We start from the raw sequence: 16596 nt of genomic DNA on the forward strand, positions 1-16596 counted from the left end.
GGGCCCTTATTCAGCGCTTCTCCGCGCGCGGCGGCGCCATGTCCAGCAGGCTCTGGCCCTGCTGCGCCAGCAACTGCTCCAGCGCCGGCAGCAGCGGGCCCAGGCGCTCCTCGATGGCCTCGCGCACGGTGTCCACGAAGACCTGGGTCTGGCGCTCGATCTCGATGTTCAGACCTGACCCCACGCCCTTCTCGCCAAAGGTGGTCATGCGCAGGGTCTCGGGGATCAGCCAGACCTCGAACCAGCCGGGTTGGCCGGGCTCGCGATGGGCCTCGGCCACCGTCAGGCTGGCGCCGTTGATGGCGATATAGCCCTTGGCGAAGATGTAGCGCATCCAGCGCGCCGGCACCGCGATGCGCAGCACATGGTTGTTCTCGGGGCGGCGGATCTCGGCGATCTCGCCCATGAAGTCGACATGGCCGGAGAGCGGGTGGCCGCCGATCTCGGCGCCGTCACGGGCGGCGCGCTCCACGTTCAGCCGGCTGCCCTGCTGCAGGCCGGCCAGGCTGGTGAGGGCCAGGCTTTGCTGCATGACGTCGAAGTCGGCGCGCTCCGCACCCGCGTGCAGCGCGGTGACGGTCAGGCAGACGCCGTCGCAGGCGACGCTGGCACCGATCTCCAGGCCGGCACAGAAACCGGGCGGGAACTGCAGCGTAAAGCTGCGCAGACCGGGCCGGTCGGTGATGGCGGCGACGCTGGCGACGCCCTGGACGATGCCTGTGAACATGGAGCAACTGCCTTGGATGACAAGGCCGGCAGCTTACCAGCTGACCTCGCGATCCGGCGTCGAGCCGATCTTGTGGATGCTGAGGTCGGCACCGTCGAACTCCTCTTCCTGGCTCAGGCGCAGGCCCGTCAGCTGGCGCAGCAGGCCGTAGACGGCGAAACCGCCGGCCAGCGCCCAGCTCACGCCGGCCAGGGTGCCCAGCAGCTGCGACCAGAAGCTCACGCCGCCGATGCCGCCCAGCACCTGCTGGCCGAAGATGCCGCAGGCGATGCCACCCCAGGCGCCGCACAGGCCGTGCAGGGGCCAGACGCCCAGCACGTCGTCGATCTTCCAGCGGTTCTGTGTGAGGGTGAACAGGCTCACGAAGATGGCGCCGGCCACGCCGCCCACCACCAGGGCGCCGATCGGGTGCATCAGGTCGGAGCCGGCGCACACCGCCACCAGGCCGGCGAGCGGGCCGTTGTAGGCAAAGCCGGGGTCGTTGCGGCCCAGCAGCACCGCCGCCAGCGTGCCGCCCACCATCGCCATCAGCGAGTTCACCGCCACCAGGCCGCTGAGCTTGTCCAGGGTCTGGGCGCTCATCACATTGAAGCCGAACCAGCCCACCGCCAGCACCCAGGCGCCCAGGGCCAGAAAGGGGATGCTGGAGGGCGGGTGGGCGCTGATGGCGCCGTCCTTGCGGTAGCGGTTGTAGCGCGGGCCCAGCAGCAGCACCGCCGCAAGGCCGATCCAGCCGCCCACCGCATGCACCACCACCGAACCGGCGAAGTCATGGAACTCGGCGCCCATGCTGGCCTTGAGCCAGGCCTGGAAGCCGAAGGCCTGGTTCCAGGCCACGCCCTCGAAGAGCGGGTAGATCAGGCCCACGATCACCGCGGTGGCCATCAGCTGCGGGCCGAAGCGGGCGCGCTCGGCGATGCCGCCGGAGACGATGGCGGGAATCGCCGCGGCAAAGGTCAAGAGGAAGAAGAACTTCACCAGCTCGTAGCCGTTCTTGGCCGCCAGGGCCTCGGCGCCGGTGAAGAAATGCGTGCCATAGGCGACCGTGTACCCAACCAGGAAATAGGCCACCGTGGAGACCGCGAAGTCCACCAGGATCTTCACCAGGGCATTCACCTGGTTCTTCTTGCGCACCGTGCCCAGCTCCAGAAAGGCGAAACCGGCGTGCATGGCCAGCACCATGATGGCGCCGAGCAAAATAAAGAGCGCATCCGCGCCCTGCTTGAAGTTCTCCATTGCCTCGTCCTTGCTGCTGGTCGTGCCTGCCGGCGCACCGGCTTGGGTTTTCCTTTGCACCAATTCAGCAAGAATGATGCCCAGACTGGGGCATGGCCTGCGGCCGTATCGCGCACCAGCGTCGAGCTTGTGGCACTGTCGTGGTGCTGTTTCGCACCACGTCGGTGCCGGCGTCAACGATGGCTGGCGAACAGCTCGGGCGAGAAACCCAGGCTCAGGCGGCCGTCGGCCCATTGCACCACCGGGCGCTTGACCAGGCTGGGCTGGGTCTGGATCAGCGCGGCGGCGCTGGCGGCGTCCACCACCGCGGCCTTGCTGGCCTCGTCGAGCTTGCGCCAGCTGGTGCCGGCGCGGTTCAGCACCTTCTCCCAGCCCAGCTCGCGCTGCCAGCGCGCCAGCTCGGCGGCGGGCACGCCGGCCTTCTTGAAGTCGTGGAACTGGTAGTCCAGGCCTTGCTCATCCAGCCAGGCACGCGCGCGCTTGACGGTGTCGCAGTTGGGTATGCCGTAAAGAATCGTCGTCATGGTCGAGCACGCTACCATGAAGCCGATGATTCCCTGGCTTGATGACCGCGACCCGGCCTTCTTCCCGCCCACCAGCCTGGCGCTGGGGCCGGACTCCGATGCCCCCGGCCTGCTGGCCGCCGGCGGCGACCTCAGCCCCGCGCGCCTGCGCGCCGCCTACGCACGCGGCATCTTCCCCTGGTATTCCGAGGGCCAGCCCATCCTGTGGTGGAGCACCGACCCGCGCATGGTGCTGCAGACCCGCAACTTCAAGCTCTCGCGCTCGCTGCGCAAGACGATCGCGCGTTTCCGCGCCACGCCGGGCTGCGAGATCCGCGTGGACAGCGCCACGCCCGAGGTGCTGCGCGCCTGCGCCGGCACGCCGCGCGAGGGCCAGTCCGGCACCTGGATCCTGCCCGAGATGCAGGCCGCCTATGCGCGCCTGGCCGCCGAGGGCACGGTGCACAGCGTCGAGACCTGGATGGACGGCGAGCTGGCGGGCGGCCTCTACGGCGTGAACCTGGGCCGCATGTTCTATGGCGAGTCGATGTTCATGCGCCGCAGCGACGCCTCCAAGATCGCGCTGGCCGCGCTGGTGTGCCTGTGCCGCCAGCATGGCATCAGCTGGATCGACTGCCAGCAGAACACCCGCCACCTTGCCTCGCTGGGTGCGGCAGAAGTACCGCGCGCGGCCTTCGAGGCGCATCTGGCGCGGGTGGTGGGCGAGCCCGCCCCCGACGATTGGACCTATCATCCACACCTGTGGGCCCTGCTGGGGCCTTCCGAACCCGAGCCCACGCCACATTCGTGACGCATCCCAAAGAACTTCCGCTGGCCGAGCTGCAGTTTTATGCCACGGCGCCCTACCCCTGCAGCTACCTGCCGGACCGGCAGGCACGCTCGCAGGTGGCCACGCCCAGCCATCTGATCCATGCGGACGCCTATTCGGGCCTGGTGGCGGCGGGCTTTCGCCGCAGCGGCATGTTCACCTACCGGCCCTATTGCGACGGCTGCAAGGCCTGTGTGGCGATGCGCATCCCGGTGGCGGCGTTCACGCCCACGCGCAGCCAGCGCCGCGCCTGGAAGCAGCATGAGCAGCTGCAGGCGCGCGTGATGCGCCTGGGCTATAGCGAGGAGCATTACCAGCTCTATCTGCGCTACCAGGCCGGCCGCCACAGCGGCGGCGGCATGGACCACGACAGCGTCGACCAGTACACCCAGTTCCTGCTGCAAAGCCGCATCAACTCGCGCCTGGTGGAGTTCCGCGAATTGCAGCCCGATGGCTCGAACCTGCTGAAGATGGTGTCGATCCTGGACATCCTGGCCGACGGGCTCTCGGCCGTATACACCTTCTACGAGCCCGAGGAGGGCAAGAGCTACGGCAGCTTCAATGTGCTGTGGCAGATCGAGCAGGCGCGCCAGTTGCGCCTATCCCACCTCTACCTGGGCTACTGGATCGCCGAGAGCCCCAAGATGGCCTACAAGAGCAAGTTCAGGCCGCACCAGCTGCTCATCGACGGGCAGTGGCAGCAGCGCGACTAGCGTTCAGCCAAACCCAGGCGCAGCAGCACCTCCTCGGCGATCGCCAGCGCGCTCGTCAGCCCCGGCGATTCGATGCCCAGCAGGTTCACCAGGCCGGCCACGCCATGCTGGGCCGGGCCGTCGATGCGAAAGTCCGGCGCCGGCTCGCCCGGGCCATGGATCTTGGGCCGCACGCCGCTGTAGGCGGGCTGCAGCGCCCCGTCCGGCAGGCCCGGCCAGTAGCGCCGCACATCGGCGTAGAAGCCATCGGCGCGCTCCGGCGCCACCGCATAGTCCAGCTGATCCGGCGTCGCCACGCCCTCCAGCCACTGCGCATCCGGGCCGAAGCGGGCCTGCCCGCCCAGGTCCAGCGTGAGGTGCACACCCAGCCAGGCATCCTGCGGCAGCGGATAGACCAGGCGCGCGAACGGCGCCCGGCCCTGCAGGCTGAAATAGCAGCCCTTGCTGTAATGCGCGGTCGGCTGGGTGCCCAAGCCGGCCAAGCCTGTTGTACGCGCCGCCAGCCAGGGCGCCCAGAGCCCGGCGGCATTCACCACCAGGCGGGCCTGCAGGGCCATCTGCTCGCCCTCGGGCATCGCCACGCTCAAGACCTGACCCTGCGCGGCCGGGGCGATCGCCCGCACCTCGGAGGCCAGGCCCACGGCGCCGCCATGGCGCTCCAGCTCGCCCTGCAAGGCCAGCATCAGGCCATGGCTGTCGACGATGCCGGTGGAGGGCGAGAGCAGCGCCGCCTCGCAGCGCAGCTGCGGCTCGAGGGCCCGCGCCTCGGCGGCGCCAAGCCATTGCAGATCGTGCACGCCGTTCGCCGCGGCCTTGGCCTGCAGGGCGTGCAGCCCGGCCAGTTGCCCCGCATCGGTGGCCACCACCAGCTTGCCGCAGCGCTGGTGCGCCACCTGGTGGCTGGCGCAGAACTCGTAGAGCAGCCGCTTGCCGCGCACGCAAAGCCTGGCCTTGAGCGAACCCGGCGGGTAGTACAGCCCGGCATGGATGACCTCGCTGTTGCGCGAACTCACGCCCTGGCCGATCGCGGTCTCGCGCTCCAGCACCAGGGTTTCCAGCCCCTGCCGGGCGAGCGCGCGCGCCACCGCCAGACCCACCACACCGGCACCCACCACCACGGCATCGACTTGTTCCATGGCGCCATTGTCACCAAGGGACCACGGACGCGAGTCACAAATGCATACAAAGTCACGCCGGCGTCGAAATGCGCGCCCAAGCAAGGGCTTTTCCCAACATCGGGGCGCTCCGCGCACAAGACACTCCCGATCCAGCGAGAACAAGCAGTACGCCGAACAAAACAACGATCCACGCCGGCCCACCAGCCTGCCAGTGAGGTCCAGGGAGTCCACGACGGCCGCGCAACCCGCCGCCTCGACCATGCTGCCATCAAGGAGCAGGAGTTCCCATGTCACTGAGCATTCCCGCGAGCGACGCGCGCCGCGTACTGATCGTCGACGACAGCCGGGCCATCCAGGCCATCATCCGCCAGGTGCTGGAAACGTCCGAGCTCGGCCCCCTGCAATTCCTTACCGCCGACGACGGCGCCGATGCGCTCGACAAGGTCGACAGCTTCCGGCCCGATCTGGTGCTGTCCGACTGGCATATGCCCGGCGTCTCGGGCATCGAGATGCTGCAGGCGCTGCGCCAGACCGGCCATACCGAGGTGGCGGTGGGCTTCGTGACCACCGAGACCAATGACGAGCGCCTGATCGAGGCGCGCAGCAATGGCGCGGCCTTCGTGCTCAACAAGCCCTTCAAGGACCTGGCCCTGCGCGAGGCCGTGGGCAAGACCCTGCAGCAGGCGCGCAAGAGCGCGCAGGCCGGCCGCCCCGCCGATGCCGAGGCCAGGAAGGGCCCCGCCGCCCTCGAGTCGATCGCACAGATGCAGCAGCAGCTGTTCGCGCACCTGGGCACGCGCGGCTTCGACCTGCGCCGCAACGAGCTGGCCGACGCCGCACCGCGCCAGCTGCCGCAGCTGATCGCGCTCTACAGCAGCACCGGTCGCAGCGGCGTCTACGCCCTGGGCGTGCTGGACCTGCAAAGCTGCTGCCTGATCGGCGGCCTGGCCGCGGGCTGCAGCGCGGCCGAGATCCAGCTGGCGATGGCGCAGAGCCAGCCCAGCGCCAAGATGGTCGAGCATGCCTCGCGCTTCATGCGCGCCGCGGCGCCGGTGCTGCGCAAGCGCAGCGTCACCGACCAACCCAGCATGAGCGCCGCGCGCCTGACCGCCCAGCCCTTCGACAAGCTCGCCAGCCTGCTGCTGCAGAACAGCGGCCGGACCGACCTGGTGCTGCAAGTGCCCGGCGCCGGCGAGGGCCGGCTCAGCTTCCTGCTGGTCTGAGCAATCCGTAGGCAATCACGCTGGCCGCGTCGGGACTGAACTCGCCGGCGGCCAGTCGCGCCTGCAGCTCGGCGGCGTCCAGCGCCAGGAACTCGCTCACCTCGCCGTCCTGGTTGCGCGGCGAGAACCCGGCCGGCAGCTGCAGCTCGAAGACATGCAGGATCTCGTCGTGCAGGCCCTCGGGCTCGACACGCGTGCTGCGCAGCGCGCCGCAGGGGCGCAGCGCCCGGCTCAGCGCGGCCGGCACGCCGGCCTCCTCCCACAGCTCGCGCCTGGCGCAGTCCAGCAAGCCCTCGCCGGCCGGCAGGCCGCCGGCGGCGAGGTTGTCCAGCGCGCCCGGGTCGGTGGCCTTGGCGAGGGCGCGGCGCCCGCACAGCATGCGGCCATCGGGCCAGCGCGCATTGATGTGCACGGCCCGGCTCATCAGGCCGAAGAAGCGGAAGGCGGCGCGCTCCAGGCGGAACAGCTCGGCCCCCTGCACATGCAGCGGATCGGCATCGGGCGCTTCGCAGGCATAGGCCTCGTTGCGCCAGCCGCTGATCAGGCCGGCGGCGGCGAGGCGCTCGGCCACCGCCTGGATGCTGGCCGAGCGCACCGCCGGTGCCGCCTCCGCAGCGGGCCAACTCAGCCCCAGCGGGCCGCGCCGCAGCTGGGGCCAATGCGCCCGCAGCAGCTCGGCGCGCTCGGGCGCCAGCCAGCCCAGCGCCTGCTCGCCCAGCGTCAGGCGCAGCCAGCCCTGCGGCAGCGGCTGGCGCGCACGCGCGAGGCAGGCATGCAGCAGGGCGGGGTCGGGCAGCATGGGCGCATTCTCGCCGCGGCGCCTAGAGCCGGAACACCGCCACCGTCTGCGCCAGTGCGGCGGCCTGCTGGCTGAGGCTCTCGGCCGCGGCGGCGCCCTGCTCCACCAGGGCCGCGTTGCTCTGCGTCATCTGGTCGAGCTCGGCCACCATCGCCTCCAGCTGCGCGATGCCCTCGTTCTGCGCGCTGCCGCTGCGCGTCACCTCCTGCAGCGCGCCGCCCAGCTGCACGACGCTGCCGACGATGTCCTGCATGGTGCTGCCGGCCAGCTGCACCTGGCGCGCACCGGCCTCGACGCGTTCGCCCGAGCCCTGGATCAGGGTCTTGATCTGCTTGGCGGCATCGGCCGAGCGCTGCGCCAGTGCCCGCACCTCGGCGGCCACCACGGCAAAACCGCGCCCCTGCTCGCCGGCGCGCGCCGCTTCCACCGCGGCGTTGAGCGCCAGGATATTGGTCTGGAAGGCGATCGAGTCGATCACGCCGATGATGTCGCCGATCTGGCGCGCGCTGCGATCGATCTCGCCCATGGTCTGCACCACCTCGCCGACCGCGCGGCCGCCGCGCTGGGCCACCTGCTCGGCCTGACGCGCCAACGCATCGGCCTGGCCGGCCGCGGCGGTGGCGCCGCGCACCGTCTGGCTGAGGGCGCCGGTGGCGCCGGCGGCGCGCTGCAACTCGCCCGCGGTGCGCTCGGTGCGCTGGCTCAGGTCCAGATTGCCATGCGCGATCTCGGCGCTGGCGTGCGCAATGCTGTCGGTGGAGCTGCGTATCGTGCCGACCAGGCCGCGCAACTGATCCTGCATCGCGGCCAGCGCGGCCAGCAGCTCGCCGGTCTCGTCGCGCCGGCTGCCGTCGATGGCGCGGCTGAGGTCGCCGGTGGCCATGCGTTGCGCCTCGCCGATCGCCTGCTTCAAGGGGCCGGCAACGCTGCGCAGGATCAGCCAGGCCGCCACGCCGCCCACCAGCAGGCCCAGCAGGGTGGTCAGCGCCAGCGCGCCGCGGGCGGTCTCGTAGCTGGATTGGGCGCCGGCCGCGCTGGCCGCCGCGGCCTCGGCCTCATGGGCCAGCAGCTTGACGATGGCGGCGCGCCATTCGTCGATCACGACGCGCGGGTTCATGGCATTGAAGGCAGCGCTGGCGTTGCCGCCCATGCCCGCCATGCGCACCACATTGCGCGCCATCGTGCGGGCCGGCGAGCCGGCCTCCTCCAGCGCCTGCAGCAGCTGGGCGGTGGCGGCGTCGGGTGCCTCGCCGATCAGCGGCTTGAGCGCCGCGGCGGCCTGCTCGTAGCGCGCCAGGGCGGCCTCGAACAGGGCCGTCTGCTGCTTGGCATCCTCCTCGTCGCTCACCAGCAGAAAGCCGTACAGCGCCACCGCCGTGTCGTTGGCCGCCGCCATCATCGCCTGCGCCACATCGGCGCGCCGGCCCGACACCTCGACGATCTCGCGCGTCTGCTGGCTCATGCGCTGCATGCCCAGCAGGCCCGCGGCCATGGTCAGCAGCAGCAGGGCCAGCACCAGGCCGAAGCCGCCGGCCAGCCGCCCCGAAAGCCGCCAGGCCGGCAGGCGGAACGAGCGCAGCGAGGGCAAGGAAAAATGTCTGAGCATGGAGGAGGGTTCCAGTGAGCTAGGGCTGCCGCGGCCCGATATAGACCTGCCGCAAGCGCAGGTCCAGCAGCCAGCGCAGCAGGCCGGGCGCCAGCCGGTGCAGGGCATCCAGCGCGCGCGCGATGCGGCCCGGCACGATCATGAAACGGTTCGCGGCGATGCCGGCAAACACGCCATCGGCCACCGCGTCCAGCGAGAGCACCGGCACCGCCTGGTTCATCTGCCGGTTCTCCGGCGTGCGCGTGGCCTCGAGGGCCAGGGCCATGGGGGTGAGGAACTCGCCCGGGCAGGCCAGCTGCACGCGCACGCCGCGCGGCTTGAGCTCCAGGCGCAGCGCTTCGCTGAAGCCCACCAGGGCGAACTTGGACGGGCCGTAGGCCGTCAGGCCGAAGGTGGGCAGGCGCCCGGCCAGCGAGGCGATGTTGACGATGCGCCCGCTGCCCCTGGCGCTGAAGAAGGGCATGGCCGCCAGCGTGATGTTGACGGCGCCGAAGTAATTGGTCTCGAAGATGCGGCGCTGCGTCGCCATGTCCGATTGCTGGAAATAGCCCTCGGCGACGATGCCGGCCGAATTGACCAGCACATCGGGCCTGCCCAGGCTGGCGGCAATCGCCTGCATGGCGAGGCGGCAGGCCGCCTCGTCGCAGACATCGCAGACCAGGGTCTCGACGCGGGCCCCGGGCGGCGCGCCCGCCAGCAGCTCGGCGCGCACGCGGGCCAGCTTCTGCGCATCGCGCGCCAGCAGGGCCAGCCGGGCGCCGGCGGCCAGGAAGCGCCGCGCCAGCGCCGGGCCGAGGCCGCTGGAGCCGCCGGTGATCACCACCACTTGCTGTTGGAACATGGCGGCTGCGCCTCAGGCCCGCAGCGCGCGGCGCCAGGCCAGCAGCAGCCAGACGATGCTCAGCAGCGCGGCCAGCAGCCAGCTCAGCTCGGGGATCGCCAGCTCGAAGCCGGTGGGCGTCAGCACCACCTTCAGCGCCATCAGCTTGTAGGGAGCGACCTCGCGGTAGGCCGGGTCGGTCACCAGCTCCATGAAGGCGCGGCGGCTCGGGTAGCGCACCACCAGCACGCGGCTCCAGTCGTCCAGCCCGGCCTCGTGCACCAGCAGGTTCTTGCCCTGGGTCTGGCCGGCGTAGAGCGGGTAGCCGCCGAGCTTGAACAGCATCGGGATCACGATGTCCTCGTAATGCGTGTTGCTCTGCGCCGGGCTGAGCTGGTTGGCCGCCAGCGAACCCTGGTAGCGGCGCAGCTCCGGATAGAAGCGCATCAGGTTGAGCATGTAGACGGGCTGGCCGTCGTCGGCCGCCATCCAGGCGCGCAGGGCCTGGCGCATCTCGGCGCGCTCCTCGGGCGGGAACGGCAGCTTCTCGGTCTCGGCCAGGAACTGCTCGGCCTCGGCGGGCTTGATCGGGCGGTGCGGGTTCTGCCAGAGCCAGACCCCACCCCACAGCAGGGCGAAGACCAGGGCCAGGATCAGTTCGAAGCGGTAGCGTTTACTCAGCATGGGGTGGCGCTTTCAGGCGTGCAGGGGGTGGCGTTGGAATTCATCCAGGATCAGGCGGTTGACGCGCTCGGGCTGGTCCAGCTGCAACCAGTGCGAGGCGCCGTTCAGGCGCACATAGCGCCAGGGCCCGGTGACCCAGCGCTCGCTCTCGCGCATCTGCGCCTCGCAGAGATAGGCGTCGCCGTCGCTCCACAGGCCCAGCACCGGCAGCGCCGGCTTGGCCTGGGCGAAGGGCAGGATCAGCGCCAGGTTGGCGCGGTACCAGCTTACGGCCGCGGTCAGGCGGCCCGGGCGCGCCAGCTTGCGCAGCCAATGCTTGAGCTCGGCATGCTGGCCGGTGAAGCCGCGCGTCCAGCGCCAGTCGCGGCGCGTCATCAGCCATTCGGCGAAGCCGCGCAGTTGGAACATCAGGATGTACCAGCCCATGATTTTTTGCTGCAGCGGCGCGCGCGCATAGGCGCTGGGATGGCCCACCGAGAGGGCCACGTAGTTGTGCACCCGCTGCGGATGGCGGATCGCCAGGGTCCAGGCAATCACCGCCCCCCAGTCATGCCCCACCAGCCGGACCTTGGGCAGGCCCAGCGCGTCCAGCAGGGCCAGCAGATCGCCCACCAGCCGATCGAGCTTGTAGGGCGCCACGCCGGCGGGCGCCTCGGATTCGCCGCAGCCGCGCATATCGGGCGCGATGACGCGGTAGCCGGCCTGCAGCAGGGCCGGGATCTGCTGGCGCCAGACCTCGTGATCGTCCGGAAAGCCATGCACCAGCAGCACCGGCTCGCCGCGCCCCTGGTCGACAATATTGAGCGTCACGCCATTCAGGCTGAGGCGGCGGGTTTCGAACTGCTGCATGGGTGAAATGGCTCCGAAGCGATGGCGGGGCCATGATGCGCAGCGGCGCGCGGCCTGGCATGTGCAGGCGCCGTCAGCTGCCAGTCAATTCCTGCCAGGCCAGGGAATTCCCGCGGTGTGGGTGTGGCCGAACCGCCCGCCCCCCGGCATTCCTGCATGGACAGGCCGGCGCCGACTTGGCTAGCATCGAAACGTGCCAATCGCCCGCCCCCTCTCCTTCACGCCATGAGCGCGACGCCACCGCCCAGCCGCCCCGCCCCGGCCCAGCCGCGCCGGGTGCCGGTGCGCTATTTCGTGCTCCTGCTGGACCTGCTGCGCAGCCAGGGCACGGATGTGGCCCAGCTGCTGCGCATGGCGGGTGTCGAGGCCGAACGGCTCACGCAGCGCGGCGCCACCCTGCTGCCCAGCGAGATCGAGGCCTTTGTGAGCTCGGCACGCCAGCTCACCGGCCGTACCGATCTGGGCCTGGAGATGGGCCGGCTGATCAAGATGAATTCGCACGAACTGCTGGGCTTCGGCATGCTCAGCTGCCGCAACTGGGGCGAGGCCATGCAGCTGGTGGCGCGCCACTACCACCTGATGACCGAGACCTTCTCGCTGCGCTACCGGCGCATCGGCGGCGGTGTCGGCGAGGCCGTCTACACGCCGCTCACCGCGATGCCGCTGGAGACGCTGCGCTTCTATTACGAGGTGCTGGCGGTGGCGCACCAGAACCAGGTCCACCTGATGCTGGGCGGCCAGGAGCCGGCCTACGACATCTACCTCTCGATGCCGCCGCCGCCGCATGCGCAGCGCTACCTGGCGCTGGGCCCGGCGCGCTTTCACTTCGACGCCCAGGCCCTGCCCGGCGTGCGCGTGCTGATGGGGGCCGACCTGCTGGACCACGCGCTGGCGATGGCCGACGCCAACGTGGTGCGCGAGGTCGACGAGCGCTGCACCGCGCTGGGCCAGCGCCCGCCGGCGGGCGAGACCGGCTGGGGCGACTATGTGCGCATGCTGCTGCGCGAGACGCCCGGCCGCCTGGTGACGCTGGAAGACCTGGCGCAGCGCATCCATGTCTCGCCGCGCACCATCGACCGCTATCTGAAGAAAGAGAAGCTGCAGTTCCGCAGCCTGGCCGAGCGGGTGCGCTTCGAGCTCGCCTGCGAGCTGCTGGGCGAGCCGGGCGCCACCGTCACCCAGGTGGCGCTGCAGCTGGGCTTCAGCGACTCGGCCAATTTCAGCCGCTCGTTCCGCCGCGTCATCGGCATCACGCCCAGCGAATACCAGCAGCGGCCGCGCACGGCGGCCACGCCCTCGGCCTGAGCCTGCTAAGGCTTGTTGTTCAGGCGGGCACGGTCAATAGGCTGGCCGGGTCGACCAGGATCTTGGCGTGGCGATCCGGATCGCCCAGCGCGTTGAAGGCCGCCTCCACGCCGCCCAGCCCGACCTCGCCGGTGATCAGCGGCGCGCAATCGACCTTGCCCTCGGCCATCATGTGCAGGGTGTCGCGGAATTCCAGCGGCGAGTAGCCCAGCACGAAGCGCAGGTCGACTTCCTTGTTGATGGCCACCGCCGGCTCGATCTGGTCGGCCTGCATGCACACGCCCACCACCACGATGCGCGCGAATTGCGGCGCACCGTTGATGACGCTCTGCAGCACGCCCGGCGCACCCACGCATTCAAAAATGATGGGGCGCTTGGGCAGCGCGCCCAACGCCTCGGCCAGGCGCCAGGTATGCCACCAGGGGATCAGGGGCAGCTTGCCGAGCTGCTCGCGCGTGCCCACCGCCAGCTCCAGCATGCCCGGCAGATCGCCGATGCAACCCCAGGCCTGCCAGTTCGCGTAGGGCGATTCGGCGGCCGGGTCCACCACCACGTCGGCGCCACAGCGCTTGGCCAGGGCGCGCCGGCCGGCCGAGAAGTCGGCCGCCACCACATGTTTGACGCCCTGGGCCTTCAGCAGGCAGATGGTGGCCAGGCCCACCGGGCCGCAGCCGATCACGATGGCCACGTCCTTCTTCTTGACCTCGCCGCGGCGGATCGCATGCCAGGCCACCGACATCGGCTCGGTGAGCGCCGCCACGGCCGGGTCCAGGCCATTCGGGATCGCCAGGGTCATGGACTCCTGCACCACCAGGCGCTCGGCATAGGCGCCGCTGACGCGCTCGGAAAGCCCGATCGCGTCGATCTCCTTGCCGACGCGCAGAAAGGGCAAGGCCACCACCTTGGTGCCGGGCTTGAAGCCGGTCCTCTTGCCGCCCGGCCCCTGGTCCAGCACCTCGGCGCTGAACTCATGGCCGAACACCACCGGCTGCGCGCTGCTGGTGAGCTGGCGGTAGCCGCTGCGGCTCATCAGCTGGCCCCAATGGTCGCAATGCTGGCGCACATGCAGGTCGGAGCCGCAGATGCCGCAGCGCAGCACCTTGACCAGCAGCTGCCCCTCCTCGGGCTTGGGCTCGGGCAGATCGACGAGGGAGAGTTGCTTGTTCTGGCAGACCACGGCTTTCATCGCGTTTCCTGATGCTGGGAAGAAGATGGGGCGATGATGGGTGGCGGCCCCGCGGCTGGCACGGTTGCGAGCCGCCAGCTGCCAGTCAATTCCCGACGGGCGCGGGATTGCCCTGGGTATCCAGATGGCAGCAATCCACGATCAGCCGGGCGAAGCGCGCCGCATCGTCCTCCTGCATGAAATGCCCGCCGTGCAGGGTGCAATGCGGCTGGCCACGGGTGCCGGGCACGCGGCGCAGGAATTCGGCATCGCCGCCGCGAGTGATAGGGTCGCCATCGCTGAAGCACAGCACAAAGGGCTTGTGCCATTGCTCCAGCACGCCCCAGGCGCGCTCGTTGTCGGCGCTGCCGCGCGCATTGAAGCCGGCCACCGGCACCAGCGAGGGATAGACGCGCGCGGCGGCCTGGTAGCGGGCGTCGGGGAACGGTGCCTCGTAGGCGGCGAGCTCGCCCGCCGTCAGCTTGCGCTTGGTGCCGTATTGCAGGATGCGGCCGATCGGGAACCAGGGGCTCCAGCGCGAGAAGGCGCGCCAGAGCTTGAAGACCCGGCTGATCCGCATCGCATGGGTGGGCAGGCCGCCGTTGCCCATCAGCACGCGCTCGAAGCGCTCGGGGCATTCGGCCAGCAGGCGCAGCCCGATCAGCGAGCCCCAGTCCTGGCACACCAGGGTGATGTCGCGCAGGTCCAGGGCCTCCAGCCAGGCGCGCAGCCAGGCCACCTGGCCCTCGTAGCTGTAATCGCCGCGCGCGGCCGGCTTGTCGGACTTGCCGAAGCCGATCAGGTCCGGCGCCAGCACGCGCAGGCCCGCGGCGGCCACCGGCTTGATCATGTGGCGGTACAGATAGGACCAGCTCGGCTCGCCATGCAGCATCAGCACCGGCTTGGCCGCGCGCGGGCCCTCGTCCACATAGTGCAGGCGCAGCTGCGGCGTGAGCTGGTGCCAGTGCGGTGCGAAGTCGTAATCGGGCAGATTCTCGAAGCGCTGCGCCGGGGTTCTGAGGATGTTCATGCTGATGTGCTCACTTGGCCGTGTACCAGATCGGCGAGGTCCAGGCGCGCTCCTGGATGGTGGGCGCAAAGCCCGCCGGATGCGGCTTGCCGGCGGCCAGCGCATCGCGCTGGCTGTAGCGGCACACCGGGTTCTCCAGCACGCGCAGGTAGTAGAAGGCCTGTTGCTCGGACCTGAAATCGGGATCGACCCAGTCGACCGCCAGTTCGGCCGCGCCCTGCCCGCTGCTGGGCTGGCAGTTGCTCAGGTCCACCGTCGCGCCATTCGCCGGGCAGCGCCCTGCCTGGGGCTTGAGGCCGTCCGAGCAGGCCACGTCCCAGACGCGCTCGGCCGTGCTGCCGTCGGCCTTCAACCAGCCCTTGACGATCTGCAGCTTCTGCAGCGGCGCCGAGTTGACGTCGCGCTGCGCCCAGGCGAAGAAGCGCGGCGCGGCGGCAGCGCTGCCGGGCGCGCCGAGATCGCCGCCCATCGGCACGCCGCTGGCGTAGGCGGCGCTGATGCGATCGGGCCGCTGTGCCAGCCCGGCCGGCAGCGCGAAGCCGCCGAACAGGCGCGCGCGCAGGCGCGTGCCGCTGGTGCCCCAGGTCTCGCGGCGCTGCAGCGCGTCGAAGATGGCCTCGCGCGTGTTCTGCTCGGCCCACACACCGGCCAGCCCGCCAGGATTGATCTCGGTGCCCTTGATGCCCAGGGTCCTGCTCACCGGCGTCGAACTCAGGCCCAGGCGCTGTTCGGGCGCGCCATCGTTGCTGCCGCCATGGCCCTTGTAGGTGGCCTCGTCGGTATCGCCGGGCGTGCCGTTGTGGTTGTCGGTGGCGCCCACGAAACCGAAGCGGTAGGGGTTGAAGCCGAGCTGGCGCTGCAGCTGCAGGCCCTTCTTCAGCACGCCGCGCACCAGGTCGGTCTCGGCCACGCAATGCGCGGCATGCTGGCCGGTCTTGGCGTCTATCTTCGCCTGCTCGGGCGTGCAGACGGGCCAGAAGTTCTCGAACCCGCATTGCTCGTCGTTCACCGACAGGCCGGCCGCGCATTCGCTGCTGCCCTTGGCCTGGAACACCTCCACCAGGGTCTCGTAGCGCGCGCGCAGCTTCAGCGCCTCGGGCGTGATGGGACTGGCGTCGGCATTGCGATCGCCGAACATCAGGCCCCAGGAGAAGTTGGGGTTGTGCGGGATCGCCAGCGCTGAACAGGCCGGCGCCTTGCATTGCACGTCCAGCCAGCGCAGCAGATCCTCGGCAAAGCCGTCGCCGGCACCGAACACGTTGTCGGGCACCTGGTGGCCGCGGAACAGCACATTGCGGTGGATCATGCCGCCATCGGCCAGCGTGGGGCTGTACTCGAAGCCGATCAGGGTGGTGAAGCGGCCCGGCTGGTAATGCTCGTTGGCGGCGTTCTGGGTATCGCGCCAGACATCGCGCGCGGCGGTGATGCAGGCACGCCCGTCGGCGCCGCAGCCGCCCTCCGGGTAATGCGCCCGCTCGGGGCCGCTCTGGATATTCGCCTTGAACAGGCGCGGGAACACCAACAGCACCTGGTTCCGCATGCCCACGCAATCGATGCTCCAGTAGCCGCTGCTGCCGGGCGTGTTGCACTGCGCGTACAGGCCCAGGCCCTCGGCATGGTCGGTGACGGCGGCGAAGTCCAGCGGCGCACGCAGGCGCTGGCGCAGGCCGGTCTCGGGAATCTCGACCTCCTCGCCCTTGGCAAAGCGGTAGGCGGTGCGCGGGTCGTTGCGGGTGCCGAACAGATTGGCGTCCATCGAGTAGCTGGTGTGCAGATGGGTCTCGCCGAAATAGGCGTTGCGCTCGGGGTTGGGCGGCGGCAGCTGCGCGGCCTGCGCCGCCGGCGGCAGCAGCGGCCCGCGCGGCAGCGGCTGCGGCTCGCGCCGGGCGATCTTCCAGGCCGCCAGCGCGGCCAGCAGCAGCAGGGCCAGCGCCCCGTAGCCCAGGACTTTCCGGATCGTTCTTTTCGTCATCGCAAGCTCACTCCATC

General features: G+C 70.4%; 16 protein-coding genes. 4 read left to right on the top strand and 12 right to left on the bottom strand.

What is annotated here, in order from left to right; translation table 11 throughout:
• Positions 1 to 10: 10 nt before the first annotated feature.
• The 3 genes from PFX98_RS22105 to PFX98_RS22115 form a co-directional block, all read right to left on the bottom strand.
• The gene (locus PFX98_RS22105) at positions 11 to 727 is read right to left on the bottom strand and encodes a riboflavin synthase subunit alpha (protein ID WP_285232635.1); all 717 of its coding nucleotides are present in this window, start codon (positions 725 to 727) and stop codon (positions 11 to 13) included.
• A gap of 33 nt (positions 728 to 760) precedes the next feature.
• A complete protein-coding gene (locus PFX98_RS22110; RefSeq protein WP_285232636.1) occupies positions 761 to 1963 on the bottom strand; it encodes an ammonium transporter in 1203 nt (400 codons plus the stop codon).
• 173 nt (positions 1964 to 2136) lie between these two features.
• Complete coding sequence (locus PFX98_RS22115) at positions 2137 to 2487, bottom strand: ArsC family reductase (RefSeq protein ID WP_285232637.1); 351 nt, start codon at positions 2485 to 2487, stop codon at positions 2137 to 2139.
• On the opposite strand from PFX98_RS22115, the gene aat reads away from it, so the two are divergent.
• Positions 2486 to 3277 carry a leucyl/phenylalanyl-tRNA--protein transferase gene (gene aat, locus PFX98_RS22120; RefSeq protein ID WP_425334634.1) on the top strand — a complete coding sequence of 264 codons (792 nt, stop codon included), beginning with the start codon at positions 2486 to 2488 and terminating at the stop codon, positions 3275 to 3277. The two genes, PFX98_RS22115 and aat, sit on opposite strands and share 2 nt — an antisense overlap.
• Positions 3274 to 4008 carry an arginyltransferase gene (locus tag PFX98_RS22125; RefSeq protein WP_285232638.1) on the top strand — a complete coding sequence of 245 codons (735 nt, stop codon included), beginning with the start codon at positions 3274 to 3276 and terminating at the stop codon, positions 4006 to 4008. Before aat ends, PFX98_RS22125 begins: the two co-directional genes overlap by 4 nt.
• Here PFX98_RS22125 and PFX98_RS22130 read toward each other — a convergent pair.
• Entirely contained in the window at positions 4005 to 5144 is a 1140-nt protein-coding gene (locus PFX98_RS22130) for an NAD(P)/FAD-dependent oxidoreductase (RefSeq protein WP_285232639.1), read from the bottom strand. The genes PFX98_RS22125 and PFX98_RS22130 overlap by 4 nt on opposite strands.
• Before the next feature lie 269 nt (positions 5145 to 5413).
• Here PFX98_RS22130 and PFX98_RS22135 point away from each other — a divergent pair, with 269 nt between their 5' ends.
• The gene (locus PFX98_RS22135) at positions 5414 to 6349 is read left to right on the top strand and encodes a response regulator (RefSeq protein WP_285232640.1); all 936 of its coding nucleotides are present in this window, start codon (positions 5414 to 5416) and stop codon (positions 6347 to 6349) included.
• Here PFX98_RS22135 and PFX98_RS22140 read toward each other — a convergent pair.
• The 5 genes from PFX98_RS22140 to PFX98_RS22160 are packed head-to-tail and all read right to left on the bottom strand — an operon-like array spanning position 6330 to position 11107.
• Positions 6330 to 7148: an NUDIX hydrolase gene (locus tag PFX98_RS22140; RefSeq protein ID WP_285232641.1), complete on the bottom strand. Its 819-nt coding sequence runs from the start codon at positions 7146 to 7148 to the stop codon at positions 6330 to 6332. The genes PFX98_RS22135 and PFX98_RS22140 overlap by 20 nt on opposite strands.
• Positions 7149 to 7170: 22 nt before the next feature.
• Positions 7171 to 8754 (bottom strand): methyl-accepting chemotaxis protein, encoded by a 1584-nt coding sequence (locus tag PFX98_RS22145; protein ID WP_285232642.1) that lies wholly within the window; start codon positions 8752 to 8754, stop codon positions 7171 to 7173.
• Positions 8755 to 8773: 19 nt separating this feature from the next.
• Positions 8774 to 9595, bottom strand: a complete 822-nt coding sequence (locus PFX98_RS22150; protein WP_285232644.1) for an SDR family NAD(P)-dependent oxidoreductase — start codon at positions 9593 to 9595, stop codon at positions 8774 to 8776.
• A gap of 12 nt (positions 9596 to 9607) precedes the next feature.
• Positions 9608 to 10258 (bottom strand): DUF1330 domain-containing protein, encoded by a 651-nt coding sequence (locus PFX98_RS22155; RefSeq protein ID WP_285232645.1) that lies wholly within the window; start codon positions 10256 to 10258, stop codon positions 9608 to 9610.
• A gap of 12 nt (positions 10259 to 10270) precedes the next feature.
• Entirely contained in the window at positions 10271 to 11107 is an 837-nt protein-coding gene (locus PFX98_RS22160; RefSeq protein ID WP_285232646.1) for an alpha/beta fold hydrolase, read from the bottom strand.
• A gap of 225 nt (positions 11108 to 11332) precedes the next feature.
• Between PFX98_RS22160 and PFX98_RS22165 the strand changes: the two genes are divergently transcribed.
• Positions 11333 to 12412, top strand: coding sequence for a helix-turn-helix domain-containing protein (locus tag PFX98_RS22165; protein WP_285232647.1), 1080 nt, complete (start codon positions 11333 to 11335; stop codon positions 12410 to 12412).
• A 19-nt stretch (positions 12413 to 12431) separates the two neighbouring features.
• Here PFX98_RS22165 and PFX98_RS22170 read toward each other — a convergent pair whose 3' ends face one another.
• From PFX98_RS22170 to PFX98_RS22180, 3 genes are all read right to left on the bottom strand, one after another.
• Positions 12432 to 13598: a zinc-binding dehydrogenase gene (locus PFX98_RS22170; RefSeq protein ID WP_285232648.1), complete on the bottom strand. Its 1167-nt coding sequence runs from the start codon at positions 13596 to 13598 to the stop codon at positions 12432 to 12434.
• 85 nt (positions 13599 to 13683) lie between these two features.
• Positions 13684 to 14607: a haloalkane dehalogenase gene (locus tag PFX98_RS22175; protein WP_285232649.1), complete on the bottom strand. Its 924-nt coding sequence runs from the start codon at positions 14605 to 14607 to the stop codon at positions 13684 to 13686.
• 10 nt (positions 14608 to 14617) lie between these two features.
• Complete coding sequence (locus tag PFX98_RS22180; protein WP_285232650.1) at positions 14618 to 16579, bottom strand: DUF3604 domain-containing protein; 1962 nt, start codon at positions 16577 to 16579, stop codon at positions 14618 to 14620.
• Positions 16580 to 16596: the final 17 nt, after the last annotated feature.

It is taken from the genome of Paucibacter sediminis (assembly GCF_030254645.1).
Lineage (GTDB): Bacteria > Pseudomonadota > Gammaproteobacteria > Burkholderiales > Burkholderiaceae_C > Paucibacter_B > Paucibacter_B sediminis.